The sequence below is a fragment of the Streptomyces sp. NPDC030799 genome, from assembly GCF_055572255.1.
This window is the reverse complement of sequence record NZ_JBVIDS010000020.1, coordinates 172,702-196,779: the sequence shown is the minus strand read 5'-3', so window position 1 is coordinate 196,779 and position 24,078 is coordinate 172,702. Positions and strand designations below refer to the sequence as shown.

Here is a 24,078-nt window from a genome sequence, read left to right as displayed (position 1 = left end):
GGTGTTTCCGACTCTATCAGATCTTTTCTCGATCCGATTTCCTCGGTGCTTTCCAGGTTCCCGCTCTCGCGTTTCCCTTTCCGGCGGTTCCGACTCTATCAGATCCTTTCGGCGTCTGACTCCCAGTCAGCGGGTTTGTCTTCCCGGCCGTTGGGCCGTTCCGACGAGTGAGACTTTAGCGGATTCCGCGCTCCCGAGCTAATCGGGGGCTGCGTTCTTTCGAACGCGGATTCCTCATTTCGCAAATACGCACGCCAAAGCAGTCGGCGCCGAAGCGTCGAAGAGTGGCTGGTACTTGCGGAATGGCTGTCCGGGGACCGACCGGAGTCGGCGCTCACGTCGGACAACCCGGAGAACACTACGTACCGGCGTGGGGCGTGTCAACTCCTGCCCGGGGACCACTCGCAGGGCGTACCCTGGTCGACATGACCACGCGTACGTGTACCCAGCTTTGGTGGGCCGCCTGACGGCGGCCGTACGCACGTATGCATCCAACGGCCGCCGCCTCGGCGGCCGTTCTTGTTTCCCCTCCAGGACTCCGGGGGCCGGCCGCAGGAGCGGCGGCTTCGAGCAGGAGGTGGAGTGGAGATGACGCGGGTCTTCAGCGGAATCCAGCCGACCGGGCACCTGACGCTGGGCAACTACCTGGGAGCCATGCGGCGCTGGGTGGAGACGGACCAGCACCGGGCCGACGCGGTGTTCTGCGTCGTGGATCTGCACGCGCTGACCGTGGAGCACGATCCGGCGCGGGTGCGCAGGCTCAGTCGGCAGACGGCGACGTTGATGCTGGCGGCCGGGCTCGATCCCGAGGTGTGCACCGTGTTCCTGCAGAGCCATGTCGACGAGCACACGCGGCTGTCGTACCTGCTGGAGTGCGTGGCGACCGACGGTGAGATGCGGCGGATGATCCAGTACAAGGAGAAGGCCGCACGGGAGCGGGAGCGCGGCGGGAGCGTGCGGCTGTCTCTGCTGACGTACCCGGTGCTGATGGCGGCGGACATCCTGGCGTACGGGGCGGACGAGGTGCCGGTCGGGGACGACCAGGTGCAGCATGTCGAGCTGGCGCGGGATGTGGCGGTGCGGTTCAACCAGCGGTACGGGCGCACCTTCGTGGTGCCGGAGGCGGCGCGCCCGGGGGTCGCGGCGCGGGTGATGAATCTGCAGAAGCCGGCGTCGAAGATGGGGAAGTCGGACGACTCGGGTCTGGGGGTCGTCTATCTGCTCGACGAGCCGGACGTGGTGCGGAAGAAGGTCATGCGGGCGGTCACCGACAGCGGGCGGGATGTGGAGTACGACCGGGAGGGGCGGCCGGGGATCGCGAACCTGCTGGAGATTCTCGCTGCGTGCACGGACGGGAACCCTGAGTCACTGGCAGGCGTTTACGACTCGTACGGCGCCTTGAAGAAGGACACCGCGGAGGCCGTGGTGGAGGTTCTCAGGCCGGTGCAGGCCAGGCACAGGGAGCTGTGCGCGGATCCTGCCTTTGTGGAGGGGGTGCTGCGGGATGGTGCGCAGAAGGCGAGGGCGATGGCTCGGCCGACCGTCGATGCGGCGTACCGGGCGATCGGGTTGTTGCCGCCGGCGTTCGAGACGGCGTTGAGCACGACCGGTCGATAGGGCGGTCGACAGGGCGGTCAGGGCCGGGACGAGCGGGGCGGGCGGGTTGCGTCGAGCGCTCGCCCCGGCGCCGGGTCAGTCCTTCTTGCCGGAGGCGAGTTCGCGGCTGCGGTCGCGGGCGGCTTCGAGGGCGGCGATGAGGGCGGCTCGTACGCCGTGGTTCTCCAGTTCACGGATGGCGTTGATGGTGGTGCCGGCCGGGGAGGTGACGTTCTCGCGGAGCTTGACGGGGTGTTCGCCGCTGTCGCGGAGCATCACGGCGGCGCCGATGGCGGACTGGACGATGAGGTCGTGGGCCTTGTCGCGGGGCAGGCCCAGCAGGATGCCGGCGTCGGTCATGGCCTCGACCAGATAGAAGAAGTACGCGGGTCCGGAGCCGGACAGGGCGGTGCAGGCGTCCTGCTGACTCTCGGGGACGCGGAGGGTCTTGCCGACGCCGCCGAAGATCTCCTCGGCGTGGGCGAGGTGCTGCTCGGTGGCGTGGCTGCCGGCGGAGATGACCGACATGGCCTCGTCGACGAGAGCCGGGGTGTTCGTCATGACGCGGACGACCGGGGTGCCTGCGGCCAGGCGCTCCTCGAAGAAGGAGGTGGGGATACCGGCGGCGCCGCTGATGACCAGGCGGTCGGCGGGGACGTGCGGGGCCAGCTCGTCCAGGAGGGTACCCATGTCCTGCGGCTTGACCGTGAGGATGAGGGTGTCGGCGGTCTTGGCGGCCTCGGTGTTGCTGACCGGGGTGACTCCGTAGCGGGTGCGGAGTTCTTCGGCGCGTTCGGGGCGGCGGGCGGTGACCAGGAGGTCGGCGGGGGCCCAGCCGGCCCTGATCATTCCGCTGAGCAGGGCTTCGCCGATCTTGCCGGTGCCGAGGACTGCGACTTTCTGGCTCATGGTGTTCAGTCTGGCACCGGCGAGGAGGGGTGCGGTTCGGTTGTCCGGTGGGCGGACGCGGGCCGGGGAGCGGCCGCTTCGGGCTCACGCCGTCCGGCGTCGCAGGGTCGCCGCTCCCAGCCCCAGCACCAGGACCGCGCAACCCGCCACGATCAGGACGTCCCGCACGAAGGTGGTCGTCATGTCGGTGTGGTGCAGGACCTGGTTCATGCCGTCGACGGCGTACGACATCGGCAGGACGTCGGAGATGGCGGTGAGCGCGGGGTGCATGTCGGACCGGGGAGTGAACAGGCCGCACAGGAGGAGCTGGGGAAAGATCACCGCGGGCATGAACTGGACCGCCTGGAATTCCGAGGCCGCGAAGGCCGAGACGAAGAGGCCGAGGGCCGTGCCGAGCAGGGCGTCGAGGAGGGCTACGAGGAGGAGCAGCCAGGGTGAGCCGGTGACGTCGAGGCCGAGCAGCCACACGGCGAGTCCGGTGGCGAGGGCGGACTGGACGACGGCGAGGGCGCCGAAGGCGAGGGCGTAGCCGGCGATGAGGTCGGCCTTGCCGAGGGGCATGGCGAGGAGGCGTTCGAGGGTGCCGGAGGTGCGTTCGCGCAGGGTGGCGATGGAGGTGACCAGGAACATCGTGATCAGCGGGAAGACGCCGAGCAGGGAGGCGCCGATGTTGTCGAAGGTGCGGGGGCTGGCGTCGAAGACGTAGCGCAGCAGGATCAGCATCAGGCACGGGATGAGGAGCATCAGGGCGATGGTGCGCGGGTCGTGCCGGAGCTGGCGCAGGACCCGGGCGGCGGTGGCGGCGGTGCGTGAGGTGCTGAGCGCGCCGGTGGGGGCGGTCGTACTCATCGGGTCGTCTCCTGGGCGTGGGGCGTGTGCTGGGTGCGGTGTGCGGCTGCGGCTTCGTCGACGAGGTGGAGGAATGCGGCCTCGACGGTGTCGGTGCCGGTGCGGGTGCGCAGGGCGTCGGGGGTGTCGTCGGCGAGGATCTCGCCCTCGCGCATGAGGAGGAGGCGGTGGCAGCGCTCGGCCTCGTCCATGACGTGGGAGGAGATGAGGAGGGTGGCGCCGCGGGTGGCGGCGATGTCGTGGAAGAGGGTCCACAGGTCGCGGCGCAGGACGGGGTCGAGGCCGACGGTGGGTTCGTCCAGGACGAGCAGTTCGGGCGTGCCGAGCAGGGCCACGGCCAGGGAGACCCGCCCTCGCTGGCCGCCGGAGAGGTTTCCGGCGAGGGCGTCGGCATGGCTGGTGAGGTCGACGTCGGCGATGGCGCGGGTGACGTGTTCGTGGCGGCGGTCGGCGGCTGCGCGGCCGGGGTCGAGGACCGCGGCGAAGTACTCGAGGTTCTGGCGGACGGTCAGGTCGTCGTACACGGAGGGGGCCTGGGTGACATAGCCGATGCGGCTGCGCAGGGTGGGGTGGCCGGCCGGGTGACCGAGGACGTTCAGGGTGCCGGTGGCCTTGGCCTGGGTGCCGACGACGGAGCGCATGAGGGTGGATTTGCCGCAGCCGGAGGGGCCGAGCAGGCCGGTGATCTGGCCGCGGGGCACGGTGAAGCGGAGATGGTGCAGGACGGTGCGGGAGCCGCGGACGACAGTGAGGTCGTCGGCCTGGACGGCATAATTCATCATGCGATGAATAATTGGGCCGGAAGGTCCTGGCGTCAAGGGCGGTGGCAGGGAAAGCGCGGGCAGTGCAAGGAAAAGCGGCGGCCGGGGTGGCGGCTGGATGCCGTCCGCGCCCGACCGCCGCTGTCCTGTCCGTGCGGCAGCCCTGGGTCAGGGCTTGGTGGCCACGAGGAGGAGCACGTCGTAGGTCTCCTCGACGATGCCGTCCGGGAAGACCTTCAGCAGGTGGGCGCGCTCCTGTTCGAGGAAGGCGGTCCTGCGGTCGGCGGGCGTGAGGAGGAACGCCGAGTGGCTGCCGATGTTGGCGAGGTGGGTGTCGATCGTGACGCGGCGGCTCCAGCGGACCACCCGGCGGCTGAAGCGGAGGCGGCCGCTCGGGTCGGCCAGTTCCGGGCGGCTGCCGTCCCGCTGCTTGGCGATCATGTCCACGCCGAAGAAGCCGCCGATGCGGGCGGCGGCCTCGGCGACCCACTCGACGTCCAGCGCGTCACCGTTCCACCACAGCGCCAGCGCGCCGCCCGGCCGCAGTACGCGCAGCGCCTCCGGCACCGAACGGGCGGTGTCGGTCCAGTGCCAGGCCTGGGCGTAGGTGACGAAGTCGGCGTGTGCGTCGGCGAGGGGGAGGGCGTTGCCGTTGCCCCGGACGATCGGGAGATGCGGCAGCCCGCGGCGGAACTCGGCGGCCATGCCCTCGCCGGGTTCGACGGCGAGCACGTCGGCACCGCGGTCATGCAGAAGGGCGGTCGCGATCCCGGTACCGGCGCCGACGTCCACGACCCTGGCACCCGACAGAGACCGGCCGGCCAGCTCCTCGACGGCGTCGAAGAGGGCGGGCGGGTAGGAGGGGCGGTTCGCGGCGTACTGCGCGGCAGCGGAGTTGAAGGAGTGGGCGCGGTCCGTGGGCGAGGGTGTGGATGCGGGCGGTGGTGTGGTGGTCATACCGACAAGAACACCACCGCTTCGGGCACTTGGCCTCCATGACGCAGGAACTCGGCCGGGCCCCGGACCGGCCGGCGCAGGCGTCAGCGGCGGCGCTTCTTCTTCGACGGGTTGCCGGTACGCCGCAAGGTGCGGCGCTGGTACTCCTCGCGGGCCTTCGCGTACTCCTCGCGGTGCAGCTTCTCGCCGGGCGCCTCGATGAGGGAGCGGAAGAAGTAGGCGAGGAGGGAGCCGACGAAGCCGATGGCGAGCAGGCCGCGCAGGGACGCCTGGCGCTGCGGGTCGTGCCGCGTGCCGAAGCCCTCCCAGGTGTTGCGGAAGGCGAGCGCGCTGCAGATCGCGAACATGACGGTGATCAGCACGGTCACGAAGGAGCCGGTTTCGGCGAGCCGGATGCCCTCGTAGGCGAAGCGGAGGACCAGGCAGGAGACGACGGCCGTGGCGAGCGAGCCGACGGCGACGCCGGCGCGGCGGGCCGCGTAGCCGTTGTCGTGGTTCACCCAGGTGGTCCCGAAGAAGCGGAGAGGCTCGGGGCGCGGGCCGCCGCTCGGGGCCGTGCCCTCTGGGGAGCCCGCCGGGGTGCCCGGGGTGCCGGTTTCGTCGCTCACGGAACGATTATGGCGCCGGGCGGGGGGCGGGCCCCCGGTGGGGTCAGGCGCAGCGCGACGCGATGTAGCCGTCGCTGCCGGTCTGGACGTAGGCGTCGGACACGTACTCGCCGTTGTCGATGTTGTCCCAGATGTTCGACGTCCCGTACGGACCGCTCACGTTCGTCCCCGGCGTCTGGCAGAAGACCGGGACCCGGGTCCCCTCGGGCAGGACACGCACGATGCCGTAGCTGGTGCCGGGGCCGTTGCGGACGTTCAGGCGGACGCCGGGAGCGACCGCGTACGTGCGAATGGCTGCCTCGGCCGTCATGGCCTCGCGCTCAGTACCGGTCGCGGCCTCTTCGGCACGGTCAACAGACATGTGAAACCTTTCCCCCTTGGGCCCCATGCCAGCCATGGAGCGCCGCTCGTTCCCCGGAGACGAGCCGCGAAACACGTGTGCGCAACTCGCGCGCGCAGGCTAGCAAGCCGCCTCTGTCCCGCACGAGTCATCGACTAGGCTCCGTGCGTCGCGCGCGCGGTCGAACAGCACGGGGGTGGTCGCATGACGCCACGCAGGAACGCCGGAGCGGGCGCGGAAGCGGAACTTCCCGAGTACGCCGGTCACTACCGCCTGGAGTCCCGCCTGGGATCAGGTGGCATGGGTGTCGTCCACCTGGCCCGCAGCACCTCGGGGATGAAGCTCGCGGTGAAGGTCGTACATGCCGAGTTCGCCAAGGATCCCGAGTTCAGGGGCCGTTTCCGGCAGGAGGTGGCCGCCGCCCGCAAGGTGAGCGGGGCCTTCACCGCGCCCGTCGTCGATGCCGATCCGGATGCCGGACGGCCTTGGATGGCCACGCTGTTCATTCCGGGTCCGACCCTTTCCGACGAGGTCAAGCGGAACGGGTCGATGCAGCCGGATCAGTTGCGCCGGCTGATGGCGGGGCTCGCCGAGGCGCTGCGCGACATCCACCGGGTCGGGGTCGTGCACCGGGACCTGAAACCGAGCAACGTGCTGCTCGCCGAGGACGGGCCGAAGGTCATCGACTTCGGCATCTCCCGGCCGAAGGACAGCGAACTGCGCACAGAGACCGGCAAGCTGATCGGCACGCCGCCTTTCATGGCCCCCGAGCAGTTCCGGCGGCCGCGTGAAGTGGGGCCCGCCGCCGACATCTTCGCGCTCGGGTCCGTGATGGTGCACGCGGCGACCGGGCGGGGGCCCTTCGACTCCGACAGCCCGTACGTCGTGGCCTACCAGGTCGTGCATGACGAGCCGGACCTCACCGGCGTACCGGAAAGCCTCGCTCCGCTGGTGCGGCGGTGCCTCGCCAAGGAGCCGGAGGACCGGCCGACCCCCGATGAGCTCATGCGGGAACTGCGGTCGGTGGCGGCCTCCTACGACACGCAGGCGTTCATACCGGCACAGCGGTCGGGCGACGGACCGGCTCCGAAGCCACCTGCCGAGCAGCCCGCGCCATCGGGCGGGAGGCGGATCGGAAGGAGGGTGGCCGTGGGCGCCGGGGCGCTCGGGCTCGTCGTGATCGCCGCGCTTGCCTCCGTGCGCCTGACGGGAAGCGACGACCCCGCTCCGGCCGGCCCGGAACCGTCCGCCACGGCCTCCGTGCTCAGATCCTGGAAGGCCAAGCCGGCGCCCGGGGAGGCGGGAATGCCTCAGTGTTCGTACCGGGACAGGACGTTGTGGTGTGCACAGCCCGGCGCGGTCTTCGCCCTCTCCCCTGCTGACGGACGGCCGTTGTGGCGCCACGCGATCGCCGCCAGGCGCATCGGCGAACCGCCGGTCGTCTCCGGTTCTCTTGTGCAGCTGTGCACGAACGGCGGCTCACTGCTGACGGCGTTCGACCTGCGCTCCGGCAACGAAGTGTGGAAGCGGCCTCTCCCCCAGGGCACAACGGTTCGGTACGCCGGTGGCACGACGCTGCTCACCCGTGCCGACGGAACGCTCACGGGTGTGGACGGCCGTTCGGGCCGCACGAAGTGGAACCGGCGGCTCGCCGGCTACGGCACGCCGGCCGTCGACTCGTTCGCCGGGGACCCGCTGGCATACGCGACCGCCACCTCCGAGGAAGGGACGCACACCCGCGTCACCGCGGTGGATCCCGGCACCGGCGCCGTGCGCTGGACGGCCTCGCTGCAAGGGGTGCTGAAACCCGTCGGCAGCCAGGGCCGGTCCCTGATCTTCCTCTCCTTCGACAAGGCTTCCGGGGCGAGCGCCGTGGTCCGCTACACGCCGGCCTCGAAGACGTCCCGCTGGGTGGCGCTGCCGGTCCCGCGTCTGTCCCCTCAGGCCACCACGCACGGTGACACGGTCTACCTGCTGTCGGCGGGCGGCTCGCTGGAAGCGGTGGACCTGGCCGCCGGCAAACGGCTGTGGCAGGTCGAGACGTCCGTCAGCCGCGGCTCGGCCCCGGTCGGCGACGGTGAGCACGTCTACTTCACCGCGGCCGACGGACGCCTGCTGGCAGTCGACGCACGCGACGGACGTCTCAGGGGACAGACCCCGCCGCGACTCGGCGCCCACGCGGACAAGGTCAACGCCGATCTGCCGGCACCTCTGATCGCCGGCGGCCACGTCTACGCCGCCGCCCCCGACGGAACCGTCTTCGCCGTGGCCGCGCGCGATCCGTCCGGCTGGTGACGTGCGAAGGGGCCGCCCCCGGCGGAGGCGGCCCCTTCGCTGCTGTGCCGGGTCAGCCCAGCTTGGTCACGTCGCGCACGGCGCCCTTGTCCGCGCTCGTCGCCATCGCAGCGTAGGCACGGAGGGCGGCGGAGACCTTGCGTTCGCGGTTCTTGGGGGCGTAGACGCCGTTCAGGGCCTGCTCGCGGCGGGCCAGTTCCGCCTCGTCCACCAGCAGCTCGATCGTGCGGTTCGGGATGTCGATGCGGATGCAGTCGCCGTCCTGGACCAGGGCGATGGTGCCGCCGGAGGCCGCCTCCGGGGAGGCGTGGCCGATGGAGAGGCCGGAGGTGCCGCCGGAGAAGCGGCCGTCGGTGATCAGCGCGCAGCTCTTGCCGAGGCCGCGGCCCTTCAGGTACGAGGTCGGGTAGAGCATCTCCTGCATGCCGGGGCCGCCCTTGGGGCCCTCGTAGCGGATGACGACGACGTCGCCGTCCTTGACCTCCTGGGTGAGGATCCGCTGGACGGCCTCCTCCTGCGACTCGCAGACGACCGCGGGGCCCTCGAAGGTCCAGATCGACTCGTCGACGCCGGCCGTCTTGACCACACAGCCGTCGACCGCCAGGTTGCCCTTCAGGACGGCCAGGCCGCCGTCCTTCGAGTAGGCGTGCTCGACGCTGCGGATGCAGCCGCCCTCCGCGTCCTCGTCCAGCGCCTCCCAGCGCTCGGACTGCGAGAAGGCCTCGGCGGAGCGGACGCAGCCGGGGGCGGCGTGCCACAGCTCGACCGCCTCGGGGGACGGGGAGCCGCCGCGGACGTCCCAGGTCTTCAGCCAGTCGGCCAGGGACGGGCTGTGGACGGCGTGGACGTCCTCGTTGAGCAGGCCCGCGCGGTGCAGTTCGCCGAGGAGGGCGGGGATGCCGCCGGCGCGGTGCACGTCCTCCATGTAGTACGTGCGGTTCTTCGCCACGTTCGGGGCGACCTTCGCCAGGCACGGGACGCGGCGCGAGACGGCGTCGATCTGCTCCAGTCCGAAGGGGACGCCCGCCTCCTGGGCGGCGGCCAGCAGGTGCAGGATCGTGTTGGTGGAGCCGCCCATCGCGATGTCCAGGGCCATGGCGTTCTCGAAGGCCTGGAAGGTGGCGATGTTGAGCGGGAGGACCGACTCGTCGTCCTGCTCGTAGTAGCGGCGGGTGAGCTCCATGACCGTGCGGGCCGCGTCGACGTAGAGCTGCTTGCGCGCGGTGTGAGTGGCGAGGACGGAGCCGTTGCCGGGCAGGGACAGGCCGATCGCCTCGGTCAGGCAGTTCATGGAGTTGGCCGTGAACATGCCGGAACAGCTGCCGCAGGTCGGACAGGCGTTCTCCTCGATACGGAGGATGTCCTCGTCGGAGATCTTGTCGTTGACGGCGTCGGAGATCGCGTCGACCAGGTCGAGCGTGCGGACCGTACCGTCGACCAGGGTGGCGCGGCCGGCCTCCATGGGGCCGCCGGAGACGAACACCGTGGGGATGTTGAGGCGCAGGGCCGCCAGCAGCATGCCGGGGGTGATCTTGTCGCAGTTGGAGATGCAGACCAGGGCGTCGGCGCAGTGCGCCTCGACCATGTACTCCACCGAGTCCGCGATCAGGTCGCGGGAGGGCAGGGAGTACAGCATGCCGCCGTGGCCCATCGCGATGCCGTCGTCCACGGCGATCGTGTTGAACTCGCGCGGGATGCCGCCCGCCTCCTTGATCGCCTCGCTGACGATCCGGCCGACCGGCTGCAGATGGGTGTGGCCCGGCACGAATTCGGTGAAGGAGTTCGCGACCGCGATGATCGGCTTCCGGCCGATGTCCGCACCGGGTACACCGGAGGCGCGCATCAGGGCGCGGGCGCCCGCCATGTTGCGGCCGTGGGTGACTGTGCGGGACCTCAGCTCGGGCATCGTCGCTCGCTCCTTCGAAGACCTACTGCCAGAGAGTTCTGACTGTCTCCGAGCGTACGCCGGTGCTCCAAACGCTGGACACGGTTGTCCGGAATGCGGGACACGTGTCCCACGGATCGCCGGGTACGGGCAGCGGTGCCGGACCCTCGGGATGCACGCTCAGGGTTGCGTCAGATGCCCCTGAACGACGGGGGCGACCCGGGCGATGATCTGCTCCAGGTCCGCGGACGCCAGCGGCTCCAGCTTGATCACGTAGCGCATCATCGCCGTGCCCACCAGCTGCGCGGCCGCAAGCTCGGCCCGCAGCTCCGGGTCCGGCAGGTCCACCTGGGCGGAGATACGGCGCAGCAGCTGGGCGGCGACGAGGCGGCGGAAGACGGCGGCGGCGGTCTCGTTGTTCACGGCGGACCGGAGGATCGCGAGGAGCGGCGTACGGGTCGTCGGGTTGTCCCAGACGCCGAAGACGAAACGGGTCAGCCGCTCCCCCACGCCCTCCAGGGGACCGTCGGCCACCGCGTCCGGCGCGTTCAGCGCGGGTGCGAAGGCGACCTCGATGGCCGCCTCGAACACCTGCTCCTTGGTGCCGAAGTAGTGGTGGACGAGCGCCGAGTCGACCCCGGCGGCCTTGGCGATCCCGCGTACGGACGTCTTCTCGTAACCGCGCTCGGAGAACTCCTCGCGGGCCGCGGCGAGGATGCGGTCACGGGTGTCGGCGGACTCGGCGCGCGGAGGGCGGCCCCTTCTGCGGACCACCGGCTCACCGGTGGCAGGCGTCCCGCTCATGGCCGGAGTCCCTTTCATCGGCGGGGCATCCTTGCCGCCGACGCCAGGTGCTTGCGGGTGAAGGCCAGGGCCTCGGCGAGGTCGACCTCGCGCTCGGCGCTGGACATAGCCCGCCGGGTGTTGACCTCGATGACGACATGGCCGTCGAAACCGGACAGCGTCAGACGCTCCAGCAGTTCGGCGCAGGGCTGGGTACCGCGGCCGGGCACCAGGTGCTCGTCCTTGGCCGAGCCCCGGCCGTCGGCGAGGTGCACGTGCCCCAGGCGGTCGCCCATGCGGTCGATCATGTCCAGGGCGTTCGTGCGGGCCGTCGCCGTGTGGCTGAGGTCGATCGTGAAGTGCCGGTAGTCGTGGTTGGTGACGTCCCAGTCGGGGGCGTAGGCGAGCATCTCGCGGTCGCGGTAGCGCCACGGGTACATGTTCTCGACGGCGAAGCGCACGTCCGTCTCGTTCGCCATCCGCCAGATCCCGTCGACGAAGTCGCGCGCGTACTGGCGCTGCCAGCGGAAGGGCGGGTGGACGACGACGGTCGAGGCACCCAGCTTCTCGGCGGCCGCCCGGGCCCGCTGCAGCTTGACCCAGGGGTCCGTCGACCAGACCCGCTGGGTGATCAGCAGGCAGGGGGCGTGGACGGCCAGGATCGGGATGCCGTGGTAGTCCGACAGGCGGCGCAGCGCCTCGATGTCCTGGCTGACGGGGTCGGTCCACACCATGACCTCGACGCCGTCGTACCCGAGGCGCGCGGCGATCTCGAAGGCGGTCGCCGTGGACTCCGGGTATACGGAGGCCGTCGACAGGGCGACGGAGACGTCCCTTGGTTCAGCCACGTCCGTCACCTTACGGGGTTCGGCCGTGCGGGTGCGGGGTGCCTGTTCGCCGTTGTGAGCTTTGCCATTCGGGCGGATGCGGTCGTTGCTCACGCCATGTGCCCTCGGGGCACTAATCGGACCCCATGTGATCGAGGCGCCGCAGGATCACGCCCTCACGCAGGGCCCACGGACAGATCTCCAGGCTCTCCACACCGAACAGGTCCATCGCGCCCTCGGCGACCAGGGCGCCCGCCAGCAGCTGGCCTGCCCTGCCCTCCGAGACGCCCGGGAGCTCCCCGCGCTGCTCCTCCGTCATGCCCGCCAGCCGCGGGACCCAGGCCTCCAGGGACTCGCGCTTGAGTTCGCGCTGGACGTAGAGGCCCTCGGCGCTGCGGGCGGCGCCGGCGATGCGGGCGAGCTGCTTGAAGGTCTTCGACGTGGCGACGACGTGGTCGGGGGCACCGAAGCGGCTGAATTCGCCGACCGTGCGGGCGATCTCCGTACGGACGTGGCGGCGCAGGGCGCGTACGGCGTCGGGGGCGGGCGGGTCGCCGGGCAGCCAGCCCGCGGTGAGCCGGCCGGCGCCGAGCGGCAGGGAGACGGCGGTGTCCGGCTCCTCGTCCATGCCGTAGGCGATCTCCAGGGAGCCGCCGCCGATGTCCAGGACCAGGAGTTTTCCGGCGGACCAGCCGAACCAGCGGCGGACCGCGAGGAAGGTCAGGCGCGCCTCCTCCTCGCCGCTGAGGACCTGGAGTCGTACGCCGGTCTCGTCGGCCACACGCGCGAGGACGTCGTCGGCGTTGCTCGCCTCCCGGACGGCGGAGGTCGCGAACGGCACAAGGTCCTCGACGCCCTTGTCCTCGGCGGCCTGCAGCGCGTCCTGCACGACGTCTATCAGCTTGTGGATGCCGTCGTCGCCGATGGCACCGCTGTCGTCGAGGAGCTGGGCGAGCCGAAGTTCGGCCTTGTGCGAATGCGCGGGCAGCGGGCGCGCGCCGGGGTGGGCGTCCACCACCAGCAGATGCACCGTGTTCGAACCCACGTCCAGGACACCGAGTCTCATGTACGGAACGCTACTGCCAGATTGTCCGTCCACGGTCCCCGGTGCGGGCCTCGGCCACTTACTCTGGACGCGTGCCAAAGACGAAAAAGGCGAAGAACCACAAATCCTCCAAGGGAGTGAAGGAACCTTCGCAGGCGAAGGCGTCCGTGTCCCAGAAGTCCCCGTCTCCGAAGGCCCCCAAGGTGAGCGACGAGAAGGGGCTCGACTTCGCGCGCGCCTGGGTGGAGTTTCCTGATCCTGCGGACGACGAGCAGGTCTTCCGCTGTGATCTGACATGGCTGACCTCTCGCTGGAACTGCATCTTCGGCAGCGGCTGCCAGGGCATCCAGGCGGGCCGCGCGGACGACGGGTGCTGCTCGCTGGGCGCGCACTTCTCGGACGAGGACGACGAGAAGCGGGTCGCCGAGCATGTGGCACGGCTCACGCCGGAGATCTGGCAGCACCACGCCGAGGGGACCCGGAACGGCTGGGTCTCCGAGGACGACGAGGGTTCCCGCCAGACCCGCCCGTTCCAGGGCTCGTGCATCTTCCAGAACCGCCCGGGGTTCGCGGGCGGCGCGGGCTGCTCCCTGCACATCCTGGCGCTGCGGGAGGGCCGGGAGCCGCTGGAGACCAAGCCGGACGTGTGCTGGCAGCTGCCGATCCGGCGGACGTACGACTGGATCGACCGCCCCGACGACACCCGGGTCCTCCAGGTCTCCATCGGCGAGTACGACCGCCGGGGCTGGGGTCCGGGCGGCCACGATCTGCACTGGTGGTGCACCTCGGCGACCTCGGCGCACGGCGCGGGCGAGCCGGTGTACGTCTCCTACCGGGCCGAACTGACGGAACTGATGGGCAAGGCCGGCTACGACCGCCTGGTCGAGCTCTGCGAGCAGCGACTGGCGTCGCAACTCCCCCTGGTCGCCCCGCACCCGGCCGACCCGACCTCGTAGCCCCGCCTCCTTCCCTCCCCCCGTCCCGACCGACCGGAAGAACATCAAGGAGCCAACCGCCGCGCACAGGACGAACCCGTCCCCCTCACTGACGGACACCAACGCTGACCTGCGGCGTTCACCCCGGGCCCTGACCCTCCGCGACTGAGTCGCCGACCCTCGGCGCCCGGCCCCGATCGCCGGCCCGCTCGCCCGCGGGCCCATCCCACCTCTACCCCCCGGACGGACTCGACGGCTCGCCACCCTGCTGGGACGGGGTCGGGGGCGGGGAGTCGGAGGGTGGCGGTGGGTCTGTGGGAGTGGGGGTCGGGTTCGGTGCGGGTGGGGACTGGGTGGGCGGGGGACTGGCGGGGGGTGTGCTGGGCGGGGTCGGGGTGGGGGTGGTGGGGACGGAGGACGGCGGCCGGGGTGTGGGGCGGCGGGTCGGTGCCGTGCCGTAGCCGTCGATGGAGACCACGGCGCCGGCCGGGGAGATCGCCAGCTGTGCGTGCCAGTGGCCGGAGGGCTCGCGCAGATGGTCGACGTACACCTTGATCGTCAACGTCTCGCCGGGCTGGAGGGTTCCCGAGGACCGGCTGAGGTAGAGCCAGTCCGCCGAGGTGGACGCCGACCAGGCGACCGGCCCGGAACCCGACGCGCTGAGGGTGATCAGCGTGGTGTCTCCGTCGCCGTCGGCGCTGACGTCGAGCTGTCCGGAGCTCGCGCCGCCCGTGCCGTTGACGCTGACGACCTCCACGGAGACGTCCGCCGCGCCGTCCTCGCCGAGCCGGGAGCCGGGCTTCACGCTGGCGTTCCCGGCGTTCTCGTAGCCGCCGGCCGTGTCACTGCCGAGGGCGTCGGGGCCCTGCGCCTCGCGCGCGGTGGCCGAGGGCCCCTCCCCCTCCGCCGTCGGGGCGCCCCGGTAGGCGGCCCACAGGGCCAGGACGGGAGCGGCCACCACCGTGGCGACGACCGTCGTCGTCACCGCACGCGCGCGTAGCCGGTCGCGGCGGGCCGCACGGTCCTTGGGGTCCATCGGGAAGCCGCGCCGGTCGAAGCGGGGTACGGCCGCGCCCCGCGCGCGTGGGCTGTGGGCGAGAGCCATGTGGAGGACCGCGCGCGGGGCCTCCAGCACGGGCAGCTCGGCCGGGGTGACCGTGGCGCCGGGCCAGCGGCCGGGGACGGCGCGCTCGGCGGTGCGGCGGCAGCGCGGGCAGTCGTCGACGTGGCGGACCAGCTCGCGGCGCAGCGCCGTGCTCAGGACCAGGCCGCTGTCCCCGGTGAGGTGGGCCACGCTCGGACAGCCGCCGGTCTCGACGACGGCGAGGGCCGCGCGGGTGCGCTCGACCTCGCAGGCGGCCGTGGCGAGCAGTTCGCGCGCGGCGGCCACTTCCCTGCCGAGGACGGCGGCGACCTCGTGCGCGGCCAGGTGGTGGCGGACGGCCAGTTCCAGGGCCTCGCGCTGCTCGGGGGTCGTACCGGCCGCCTCCGGCCAGGCCAGCAGGGCCAGTTCGCGGCGCCGCTGCTCCTGGACCTCCGGTGCGACCGGCGGGTCTGGCACCTGGGGCCCGGCCGGCTTCCCTGCCCCGGAGCGGCCGGCCGCGTGGGTGGCCTGACGTTTCTGCTTGGCCTCGGCCAGCTTGCGCAGGCACGCCCAGCGGGCCAGCGCGTACAGCCAGGCCCTGCGGTCGGCGGCGGCCTGCGGGACGCGGTGGCCGCGCCGCTCGGCCAGGGCGAGGGCGTCGCCCAGGGCGGCGGTGGCCGCGTCGTGGTCGCACAGCACCGACAGACAGTAGGTGAACAGTCCGTCCAGGTACGGTTCGTAGCGCGCCGCCGGTCGCTGGGCGAGGGTGCGCGCGGCGGTGTGATCACGCGCCTCGCGCTGCACGCGGTGCGCTCCGGTGCTGCGGGTGATGGTCTCCGGACTGCTGCTCGTCACCCGTGCGACCGTAGGCGGCGGTGGAGTGCCCCTTCTCGAAGCTTGAGCACTTTTAACCCGCACGGGTGAAACGATCCCTCATAAGGGGACAGGAACCCTTTGTTCCGTGGCGCGATCCCGACGGGTGATGGCCGGTACCGGTTCACCCACATGCAGCCAGGGGCGCCGTTGTCAGTGCCGCGGGCTACGGTTTCCGCATGGCTGCCCGTACCAAGACCACCAAGGACCGCCCGTCCTACCGCTGCACCGAGTGCGGCTGGCAGACGGCCAAGTGGCTCGGCCGCTGCCCCGAATGCCAGGCATGGGGCACGGTCGAGGAGTACGGCGCGCCCGCGGTGCGTACGACGGCACCGGGCCGGGTCACCACCTCCGCGCTGCCCATCGGCCAGGTCGACGGCCGGCAGGCCACGGCCCGCCCGACCGGCGTGCCCGAGCTGGACCGGGTGCTCGGCGGCGGCCTGGTGCCCGGCGCGGTCGTGCTGCTCGCGGGCGAACCCGGCGTCGGCAAGTCCACACTGCTGCTGGACGTGGCCGCCAAGTCCGCGAGCGCGGAGCACCGCACCCTGTATGTCACCGGTGAGGAGTCGGCGAGCCAGGTGCGGCTGCGCGCCGACCGCATCGGCGCCCTCCACGACGAGCTGTATCTGGCCGCCGAGACCGATCTGTCCGCCGTGCTCGGCCACTTGGACGCGGTGAAGCCGTCCCTGCTGATCCTCGACTCGGTGCAGACGGTCGCCTCCCCGCAGATCGAGGGCGCGCCCGGCGGCATGGCTCAGGTGAGGGAGGTGGCGGGTGCGCTCATCCGCGCGTCGAAGGAAAGGGGCATGTCCACCCTCCTTGTGGGCCACGTCACGAAGGACGGCGCGATCGCCGGTCCCCGTCTCCTGGAGCACCTGGTGGATGTCGTCCTGCACTTCGAGGGGGACCGGCACGCGCGTCTGCGCCTGGTCCGCGGCGTGAAGAACCGCTACGGCGCCACCGACGAGGTCGGCTGCTTCGAGCTGCACGACGAGGGCATCACGGGCCTCGCCGACCCCAGCGGCCTGTTCCTGACCCGCCGGGACGAGCCGGTCCCCGGCACGTGCCTGACCGTCACCCTGGAGGGCCGCCGCCCGCTGGTGGCCGAGGTGCAGGCCCTGACGGTCGACTCCCAGATTCCCTCCCCGCGCCGGACGACCTCCGGCCTGGAGACCTCGCGTGTGTCGATGATGCTGGCCGTCCTGGAGCAGCGCGGCCGGATCAGCGCGCTCGGCAAGCGGGACATCTACTCCGCGACGGTGGGCGGTGTGAAGCTGTCGGAACCGGCCGCCGACCTCGCGATCGCGCTCGCGCTCGCCTCCGCCGCCAGCGACACCCCGCTGCCGAAGAACCTGGTGGCCATCGGGGAGGTCGGCCTCGCGGGCGAGGTGAGACGGGTCACGGGCGTGCAACGCAGGCTCGCCGAGGCGCACCGGCTGGGCTTCACACACGCGCTCGTACCGACCGATCCGGGCAAGGTCCCGCCCGGCATGAAGGTCATGGAAGTCGCCGACATGGGGGACGCACTGCGGGTGCTGCCGCGCTCCCGTCGCCGAGAGGCCCCCCGGGAGGCGGAGGAGCGCCGGTAGACTTTGCCCAGGTCTCGCCCGTCCGTACGAACCGCGTGCGGGTAAGGGAGCGCGTCAGAACTGCGACCGGAGGAGTGCAGTGGCAGCCAACGACCGGGCAGCAGCTCCCGGAAAGTCCGGTGGGAGTGCCGGTTCCGATGGCCTGATGCGCGCCTCGCTGAGCGCCGTGGCTCCCGGTACGGCCCTGCGCGACGGCCTTGAGCGCGTGCTGCGCGGCAACACCGGCGGGCTGATCGTCCTCGGCTCCGACAAGACGGTCGAGGCGATGTGCACGGGCGGCTTCGTCCTGGACGTGGAGTTCACCGCGACCCGGCTGCGGGAGCTGTGCAAGCTGGACGGCGGCATCGTGCTGTCCTCGGACCTGTCGAAGATCCTTCGGGCCGGTGTGCAGCTGGTGCCGGACCCGACCATCCCCACGGAGGAGACGGGCACCCGGCATCGCACGGCGGACCGGGTGAGCAAGCAGGTCGGCTTCCCCGTGGTCTCCGTCTCCCAGTCGATGCGCCTGATCGCCCTCTACGTCGACGGTCAGCGGCGCGTCCTGGAGGACTCGGCGGCGATCCTGTCCCGCGCGAACCAGGCGCTGGCCACGCTGGAGCGGTACAAGCTGCGGCTGGACGAGGTGGCGGGCACGCTGTCGGCGCTGGAGATCGAGGACCTGGTGACGGTGCGGGACGTGTCCGCCGTCGCGCAACGCCTGGAGATGGTGCGGCGCATCGCCACCGAAATCGCCGAGTACGTGGTCGAACTGGGCACGGACGGCCGTCTGCTCGCGCTCCAGCTGGAGGAGCTGATCGCCGGCGTCGAGCCCGACCGTGAGCTGGTCGTCCGGGACTACGTCCCCGAGCCGACGGCGAAGCGGTCCCGTACGGTCGAGGAGGCGCTGTCCGAGCTGGACGCGCTGACCCACGCGGAGCTGCTCGAACTGGGCACGGTGGCACGTGCGCTGGGCTACACCGGGTCTCCCGAGACACTCGACTCGGCGGTGTCCCCGCGGGGCTTCCGACTGCTGGCCAAGGTTCCGCGCCTGCCGGGCGCGATCATCGACCGGCTGGTGGAGCACTTCGGAGGCCTGCAGAAGCTTCTCGCCGCCAGCGTGGATGATCTGCAGACGGTGGACGGGGTGGGCGAGGCCCGGGCGCGGAGCGTGCGGGAAGGTTTGTCGCGTTTGGCGGAGTCGTCCATCTTGGAGCGGTACGTCTGAGTTTGGGCCGGGCGCCCCATGACTCGGGGGCGTGTGTCCGTCTGGCGACCAACCGCGCCGCCCTGCCCCTCAGTCGGCCGACAGCACGAAGGACGCCCGCACCTTCCCGAACCCCGGTGCCTTCGCCTCCAGCAAGTACGTCCCCGCACCGGCCGACCCCCCGGAGACCTTCCCGCACTGCGGAGCACTCGGCTTGCGGTCCCACTTCACGGTGTACGTGATGCTCTGCCCCGCCGGTACCCGGAACACCAGGCTCCCCGCGCCCTTGGGGCAGTCGGCCGACGACCAGAACGCGTCGTTCCCGGCCGCCGGTGTGATCGTCAACACCGTGCTCTTCGGCCCGAGATCGATCTTGCAGTCGGCGGACGAGCCGTTCTTCGCGGTGAGTTCGAAGGTCGGTGTCTGGTCGGGCGAGTAGGAGTTGTGCAGGCTCCGCAGGCTCAACGCCACCGCACCGGACGTGCAGTTGGGCAGCGAGGAGGACGCCGGGAGCGCGTCGCCCGCAACGACGTTGCCGCCGCCGGACGCCGAGCCGGAGCCACCGGCCGAGCCGTCGCCGGACCCGGAGGAGCCGCTGGAACCGCCGTCCGAGCCGCTGCCGCCGGAACCTGAACCGCTCCCGCTGGAGCCGCCGCCCGATTCGTCGCGCCCGCCCGGGCGTTGGCTGATCGCAGGCCCGGACGAGGACGGTCCCGGGGTGATCGTGGGTGCGGGATTCTTGTCGTTGGATCCGCCGGCGCTCTTCTTGCCGCTCCCGCCGCCGGCGGTGACGATCCATGCGATCAGCAGCGCCAACACCGCGAACACCGACAGCAGTACGACCCTCCTTCGCCAGTAGATGGAGGAGGGAAGCGGCCCGACCGGATTGCGCAGAGATCCCACGGCGCAAACTGTACGAGAGATCCCCGTGCTTGCTTGCGCCACCCGCCGCACGGGCGCCAACTTTTCCCGATCATCATCCCGGCAACTGCCCTCGGCCGCGCACCCCTTCACGCATCACAACGCTGTGTGACCGCGCCGTCACCCGTCAGGCGGGCCGAACCGTGGGAGGATCGGAAAGCCATGACTGAGAAGCTCCACACCCCTGTGATCGCCTGGTTCGACGCCCATGCCCGCGACCTCCCCTGGCGCCGCCCGGAGGCGGGTCCGTGGGGTGTGATGGTCAGCGAGTTCATGCTCCAGCAGACCCCGGTCAGCCGCGTACTGCCCGTCTACGAGGAGTGGCTGGCCCGCTGGCCGCGCCCCGCCGACCTGGCGAAGGAGGCGCCGGGCGAGGCGGTGCGCGCCTGGGGCCGGCTCGGCTATCCGCGCCGGGCCCTGCGGCTGCACGGCGCGGCGGTCGCCATAACGGAACGGCACGGCGGGGACGTACCGACGGACCATGCGCAGCTGCTGGCGCTGCCCGGCATCGGCGAGTACACGGCCGCCGCGGTGGCCTCCTTCGCGTACGGACAGCGGCATCCGGTGCTGGACACGAATGTGCGCCGGGTCCTCGCGCGCGCGGTGACGGGAGTGCAGTACCCCCCGAACGCGACGACGGCCGCCGAGCGCAGGCTCGCCCGTGAGCTGCTGCCGCAGGACGAGAAGACCGCCGCGCGCTGGGCGGCGGCCTCGATGGAGCTGGGCGCGCTGGTGTGCACGGCGAAGAACGAGGGATGCGGGCGGTGCCCGATCGCCGCGCAGTGCGCCTGGCGGCTGGCCGGCAAGCCGGAGCACGCGGGTCCGCCGCGCCGCGGGCAGACGTACGCCGGTACGGACCGGCAGGTGCGCGGCAAGCTGCTGGCGGTACTGCGGGAGGCGCACGCGCCGGTGCCGCAGGCGGTGCTGGACCGGGTGTGGCACGAGCCGGTGCAGCGCGCCCGCGCGCTCGACGGGCTCGTCGCGGACGGTCTGGTGGAGCCGCTGCCGGGCGGTCTGTATCGGCTGCCGCTGAGCTGACGGACAGCCAAGTCACAGACTCCACAGCTCTGTTACGGGCCCATCAGCTCGACAAAGGCCAGCATAAACGGACATAACATCCAGCCTGCCTACCCCATTCTCACGGCCGTTACACAACCGACGGATAGCCGATTGCTAGCCGCAGGCTGGTTCGGACAACGCCGTGACAACCACTCCGTAGCTTCTTTTCCGTGCCCGGGAGACCACCGGGCACAAGGACGCAGGACTTCGGGCGACAAGCCGGAGTGAACGGGGAACGGAGGCGGTTGATCATGGCGCAGGGCGAGGTGCTCGAGTTCGAGGAGTACGTCCGCACCCGGCAGGACGCGCTGCTGCGCAGCGCTCGCCGACTGGTGCCGGACCCCGTCGACGCCCAGGACCTGCTGCAGACGGCGCTGGTGCGGACGTACGGCCGCTGGGAGGGCATCGCGGACAAGCGGCTCGCCGACGCCTATCTGCGCCGCGTCATGATCAACACCCGTACGGAGTGGTGGCGGGCGCGCAAGCTGGAGGAGGTCCCGACCGAGCAGCTGCCGGACGCGTCCGTGGACGACTCCACCGAGCAGCACGCCGACCGTGCCCTGCTGATGGACATCATGAAAGTGCTCGCACCGAAGCAGCGCAGTGTCGTGGTGCTGCGACACTGGGAGCAGATGTCCACGGAGGAGACCGCCGCGGCCCTCGGCATGTCGGCCGGTACGGTCAAGAGCACGCTGCACCGGGCGCTCGCCCGGCTCCGCGAGGAGCTGGAGGCCCGCGATCTGGACGCACGCGCGCTGGAGCGTGAGGAGCGGGAGCGTTGCGCGGCCTGACCGGGGCCGGGTCCGTCGGGACCCGAGGAATCACGCAGGCGGTGATCGCGGCGGGAGCCGCGCTCGCCGCCATCGCCCTTTTCGTCGCCGCGAGCGGCACGGGGGGCACCGGTACCCGGGACGAGGGCCCGGCACACGCGTCGGCGGCGGTGGGAGCCGTCGACGCCCCCAAGTCCAGCCCGAGCCCGACCAGCCGCTACCGGCGAGTGGACGCGGTCTCCCTGCTCAAGAAGGACCCGGCGGTCTCCACGGCGGTGAAGCGGGAGCTGAAGCCGTGCAGCGGCGACGACTACCCTGTCGAGGCCACCTACGGCGATCTGACCGGCGGGTCCGTCAACGACGTCCTGGTCAACGTGTGGGTCTGCGGTGACGAGGTGGGCATCGGCACGTACGTGTACCGGGACGTCAGGGGGACGTACGAGAATGTGTTCAAGGCGGAGGACTCGCCGGTCTTCTCGGAGATCGACGGCCACGAGCTGACCGTGACGAAGCAGGTGTATGACACGGACGACCCGGCGGCCAACCCGTCCAGGGAAACCGTGATCACGTACCACTGGAAAGCGGGCCGGTTCGCCGAGCGGACCCGGCACGAGAACCGCTACAGCAGAACCGGCGGGGACGCGGCGCCCGCGCAGGACAACTGACCCCCACACCACGAGGACTGAGAGCACCGGGATGGCAGACCAGACCCACGTCCTGTTCGTCGAGGACGACGACGTCATCCGCGAGGCCACCCAGCTCGCTCTGGAGCGGGACGGCTTCGCGGTCACCGCCATGCCCGACGGACTGTCGGGCCTGGAGGCGTTCCGGGCGAACCGTCCCGACATCGCCCTGCTGGACGTCATGGTCCCCGGTCTGGACGGGGTCAGCCTGTGCCGTCGTATCCGGGACGAGTCGACCGTGCCGGTGATCATGCTGTCGGCGCGCGCCGACTCCATCGATGTCGTCCTCGGCCTGGAGGCGGGCGCCGACGACTATGTGACCAAGCCGTTCGACGGCGCGGTGCTGGTCGCGCGGATCCGGGCCGTGCTGCGCCGCTTCGGGCACGCGAGCGGCAGCGGCCAGGCCGAGTCCGGCGCCGACGCGGTGACCGGCGGGGTGCTCACCTTCGGGGACCTGGAGATCGACACCGAGGGCATGGAGGTACTGCGGGCCGGGCAGCCGGTCGCGCTCACCCCGACCGAGATGCGGCTGCTGCTGGAGTTCTCCTCCGCACCGGGCACCGTGCTCTCCCGCGACAAGCTGCTGGAGCGGGTCTGGGACTACGGCTGGGGCGGCGACACCCGGGTCGTCGACGTGCATGTGCAGCGGCTGCGCCAGAAGATCGGCCAGGACCGGATCGAGACCGTCCGCGGCTTCGGCTACAAGCTGAAGGCCTGAGCGGGGCGGCGATGCGGGGGATCCTTCGGCACCCGGTCCGGCGCGTGGAGCGCGCGGGCCTGCACACCGGACTCAGATGGAAGCTCAGCGCGGCGATCGCGCTGGTGGCCGGGCTGGTGGCGATCGCGCTGAGCCTGGTCGTGCACAACGCGGCCCGGGTCTCGATGCTCGACAACGCACGTGACCTGGCCAACCAGCGCCTCCAGTTCGCGCAGATCAACTACGACCAGAACCGGCGGACGAACTTCCCGAACGTCAAGATCGACGACCGCGAGCTGCCGGCCGCGCTGCGCGAGAAGGTCACGGAGGGCCGCAAGGCCAGCGACGTCATCGACCGGGGCGGGGTGCCGGACATCTGGGCGGCCGTGCCCGCCAAGGACGGGCATGTGCTGTCCCTGCACAGCCATATGCCCGACCGTTCCACCGACGTGATGAAGGACCTGGACCAGGCGCTGGTCATCGGGTCCGTCGCGGTCGTGTTCGGGGGCAGCGCGCTCGGCGTGCTGATCGGCGGGCAGCTGTCCGGGCGGCTGCGCAAGGCGGCGGCCGCCGCGAACCAGGTCGCCAAGGGCGAGACCGACGTCCGGGTGCGGGAGGCCATCGGCGGGGTCGTACGGGACGAGACCGACGATCTCGCGCGGGCGGTGGACGCGATGGCGGACGCGCTGCGACAGCGGCTGGAGGCCGAGCGGCGGGTCACCGCCGACATCGCGCACGAACTGCGCACCCCGGTGACCGGCCTGCTGACGGCCGCCGAACTGCTGCCGCCGGGCCGGCCGACGGAGCTGGTCCTGGACCGGGCGAAGGCGATGCGCACGCTCGTCGAGGACGTGCTGGAGGTGGCCCGGCTCGACGGCGCCTCGGAGCGGGCCGAGCTGCAGGACATCATGCTCGGCGAGTTCGTCGCCCGGCGGGTGGCGGCCAAGGACCCGGACATCGCCGTACGGGTGGTGCACGAGTCACAGGTCACCACCGATCCGCGGCGGCTGGAGCGGGTGCTGTTCAACCTGCTCGCCAACGCCGCCCGGCACGGCAGGCCGCCGATCGAGGTGACCGTCGAGGGCCGGGTCATCCGGGTCCGCGACCACGGTCCCGGCTTCCCCGAGGAGCTGCTCGCCGAGGGCCCGAGCCGCTTCCGCACCGGCAGCAAGGACCGCGCCGGTACGGGCCACGGGCTGGGCCTGACGATCGCGGCGGGCCAGGCCCGGGTGCTCGGCGCCCGCCTGACGTTCCGCAACGTACGCCCCGTCGGGGCCGCCGCCGACATCCCGGCGGAGGGCGCGGTGGCGGTGCTGTGGCTGCCGGAACACGCCCCGACGAGCACGGGCAGCTATCCGATGCTGCCGTTGTCGGGGGGAGCGGGCTGAGCCTGCTCGGACCGGGCCGGAGCAGCGCCCCGCAAGGCGCG

22 protein-coding genes are annotated in these 24,078 nt (G+C 71.6%); 10 read left to right on the top strand and 12 right to left on the bottom strand.

Annotated features, from left to right (window positions below; all coding sequences use genetic code 11):
• The first annotated feature begins 588 nt into the window (after nt 1-588).
• Entirely contained in the window at nt 589-1,617 is a 1,029-nt protein-coding gene (gene trpS / locus ACZ41I_RS38970) for a tryptophan--tRNA ligase (RefSeq protein WP_399773095.1), read from the top strand.
• A gap of 75 nt (nt 1,618-1,692) precedes the next feature.
• On the opposite strand, the gene proC is transcribed toward trpS, so the two are convergent.
• The 6 genes from proC to ACZ41I_RS38940 form a co-directional block, all read right to left on the bottom strand.
• Nucleotides 1,693-2,505 carry a pyrroline-5-carboxylate reductase gene (proC, locus tag ACZ41I_RS38965; RefSeq protein ID WP_363216652.1) on the bottom strand — a complete coding sequence of 271 codons (813 nt, stop codon included), beginning with the start codon at nt 2,503-2,505 and terminating at the stop codon, nt 1,693-1,695.
• Nucleotides 2,506-2,589: 84 nt separating this feature from the next.
• Entirely contained in the window at nt 2,590-3,354 is a 765-nt protein-coding gene (locus tag ACZ41I_RS38960) for an ABC transporter permease (RefSeq protein WP_468516368.1), read from the bottom strand.
• Nucleotides 3,351-4,136, bottom strand: coding sequence for an ABC transporter ATP-binding protein (locus ACZ41I_RS38955; protein ID WP_399773099.1), 786 nt, complete (start codon nt 4,134-4,136; stop codon nt 3,351-3,353). The genes ACZ41I_RS38960 and ACZ41I_RS38955 overlap by 4 nt, the downstream gene beginning before the upstream one ends.
• Nucleotides 4,137-4,283: 147 nt before the next feature.
• Complete coding sequence (locus ACZ41I_RS38950; RefSeq protein ID WP_363216649.1) at nt 4,284-5,072, bottom strand: class I SAM-dependent methyltransferase; 789 nt, start codon at nt 5,070-5,072, stop codon at nt 4,284-4,286.
• An 83-nt stretch (nt 5,073-5,155) separates the two neighbouring features.
• Nucleotides 5,156-5,680 carry an EamA/RhaT family transporter gene (locus tag ACZ41I_RS38945; protein ID WP_468516367.1) on the bottom strand — a complete coding sequence of 175 codons (525 nt, stop codon included), beginning with the start codon at nt 5,678-5,680 and terminating at the stop codon, nt 5,156-5,158.
• Nucleotides 5,681-5,723: 43 nt separating this feature from the next.
• On the bottom strand, nt 5,724-6,041 hold the full coding sequence (locus ACZ41I_RS38940; protein ID WP_363216647.1) for an SH3 domain-containing protein: 318 nt from the start codon (nt 6,039-6,041) through the stop codon (nt 5,724-5,726).
• A gap of 183 nt (nt 6,042-6,224) precedes the next feature.
• Here ACZ41I_RS38940 and ACZ41I_RS38935 point away from each other — a divergent pair, with 183 nt between their 5' ends.
• Nucleotides 6,225-8,315, top strand: coding sequence for a serine/threonine-protein kinase (locus tag ACZ41I_RS38935; RefSeq protein ID WP_468516366.1), 2,091 nt, complete (start codon nt 6,225-6,227; stop codon nt 8,313-8,315).
• 52 nt (nt 8,316-8,367) lie between these two features.
• Here ACZ41I_RS38935 and ilvD read toward each other — a convergent pair whose 3' ends face one another.
• The 4 genes from ilvD to ACZ41I_RS38915 all read right to left on the bottom strand — a co-directional run bounded on the left by ilvD (nt 8,368) and on the right by ACZ41I_RS38915 (nt 12,876).
• Complete coding sequence (ilvD, locus tag ACZ41I_RS38930; RefSeq protein ID WP_468516365.1) at nt 8,368-10,221, bottom strand: dihydroxy-acid dehydratase; 1,854 nt, start codon at nt 10,219-10,221, stop codon at nt 8,368-8,370.
• Nucleotides 10,222-10,380: 159 nt separating this feature from the next.
• Nucleotides 10,381-11,004 carry a TetR/AcrR family transcriptional regulator gene (locus ACZ41I_RS38925; RefSeq protein ID WP_363216644.1) on the bottom strand — a complete coding sequence of 208 codons (624 nt, stop codon included), beginning with the start codon at nt 11,002-11,004 and terminating at the stop codon, nt 10,381-10,383.
• 14 nt (nt 11,005-11,018) lie between these two features.
• Nucleotides 11,019-11,831: a sugar phosphate isomerase/epimerase family protein gene (locus ACZ41I_RS38920; protein ID WP_363216643.1), complete on the bottom strand. Its 813-nt coding sequence runs from the start codon at nt 11,829-11,831 to the stop codon at nt 11,019-11,021.
• A 112-nt stretch (nt 11,832-11,943) separates the two neighbouring features.
• On the bottom strand, nt 11,944-12,876 hold the full coding sequence (locus ACZ41I_RS38915; RefSeq protein WP_399773114.1) for a Ppx/GppA family phosphatase: 933 nt from the start codon (nt 12,874-12,876) through the stop codon (nt 11,944-11,946).
• A gap of 146 nt (nt 12,877-13,022) precedes the next feature.
• On the opposite strand from ACZ41I_RS38915, the gene ACZ41I_RS38910 reads away from it, so the two are divergent.
• Nucleotides 13,023-13,811 (top strand): DUF3109 family protein, encoded by a 789-nt coding sequence (locus tag ACZ41I_RS38910; RefSeq protein ID WP_468516371.1) that lies wholly within the window; start codon nt 13,023-13,025, stop codon nt 13,809-13,811.
• A 211-nt stretch (nt 13,812-14,022) separates the two neighbouring features.
• On the opposite strand, the gene ACZ41I_RS38905 is transcribed toward ACZ41I_RS38910, so the two are convergent.
• Complete coding sequence (locus tag ACZ41I_RS38905) at nt 14,023-15,729, bottom strand: BACON domain-containing protein (RefSeq protein WP_399773116.1); 1,707 nt, start codon at nt 15,727-15,729, stop codon at nt 14,023-14,025.
• A gap of 197 nt (nt 15,730-15,926) precedes the next feature.
• On the opposite strand from ACZ41I_RS38905, the gene radA reads away from it, so the two are divergent.
• Both radA and disA read left to right on the top strand, forming a co-directional pair.
• Nucleotides 15,927-17,336, top strand: coding sequence for a DNA repair protein RadA (gene radA, locus ACZ41I_RS38900; RefSeq protein WP_399773119.1), 1,410 nt, complete (start codon nt 15,927-15,929; stop codon nt 17,334-17,336).
• Nucleotides 17,337-17,415: 79 nt separating this feature from the next.
• Nucleotides 17,416-18,540 carry a DNA integrity scanning diadenylate cyclase DisA gene (disA, locus tag ACZ41I_RS38895; protein ID WP_067052714.1) on the top strand — a complete coding sequence of 375 codons (1,125 nt, stop codon included), beginning with the start codon at nt 17,416-17,418 and terminating at the stop codon, nt 18,538-18,540.
• A 69-nt stretch (nt 18,541-18,609) separates the two neighbouring features.
• Here disA and ACZ41I_RS38890 read toward each other — a convergent pair whose 3' ends face one another.
• On the bottom strand, nt 18,610-19,422 hold the full coding sequence (locus ACZ41I_RS38890; RefSeq protein ID WP_468516364.1) for a hypothetical protein: 813 nt from the start codon (nt 19,420-19,422) through the stop codon (nt 18,610-18,612).
• 180 nt (nt 19,423-19,602) lie between these two features.
• Between ACZ41I_RS38890 and ACZ41I_RS38885 the strand changes: the two genes are divergently transcribed.
• The 5 genes from ACZ41I_RS38885 (at nt 19,603) to cseC (ending at nt 24,037) form a co-directional block, all read left to right on the top strand.
• Nucleotides 19,603-20,478, top strand: coding sequence for an HhH-GPD family protein (locus ACZ41I_RS38885; protein WP_363216637.1), 876 nt, complete (start codon nt 19,603-19,605; stop codon nt 20,476-20,478).
• A gap of 272 nt (nt 20,479-20,750) precedes the next feature.
• Nucleotides 20,751-21,290 (top strand): SigE family RNA polymerase sigma factor, encoded by a 540-nt coding sequence (locus ACZ41I_RS38880; protein WP_067006350.1) that lies wholly within the window; start codon nt 20,751-20,753, stop codon nt 21,288-21,290.
• A complete protein-coding gene (locus ACZ41I_RS38875) occupies nt 21,278-21,934 on the top strand; it encodes a hypothetical protein (RefSeq protein ID WP_468516363.1) in 657 nt (218 codons plus the stop codon). Before ACZ41I_RS38880 ends, ACZ41I_RS38875 begins: the two co-directional genes overlap by 13 nt.
• A gap of 31 nt (nt 21,935-21,965) precedes the next feature.
• Nucleotides 21,966-22,670, top strand: a complete 705-nt coding sequence (gene cseB / locus ACZ41I_RS38870) for a two-component system response regulator CseB (RefSeq protein ID WP_399773126.1) — start codon at nt 21,966-21,968, stop codon at nt 22,668-22,670.
• The gene (gene cseC / locus ACZ41I_RS38865; RefSeq protein ID WP_399773529.1) at nt 22,559-24,037 is read left to right on the top strand and encodes a two-component system sensor histidine kinase CseC; all 1,479 of its coding nucleotides are present in this window, start codon (nt 22,559-22,561) and stop codon (nt 24,035-24,037) included. Before cseB ends, cseC begins: the two co-directional genes overlap by 112 nt.
• Nucleotides 24,038-24,078: the final 41 nt, after the last annotated feature.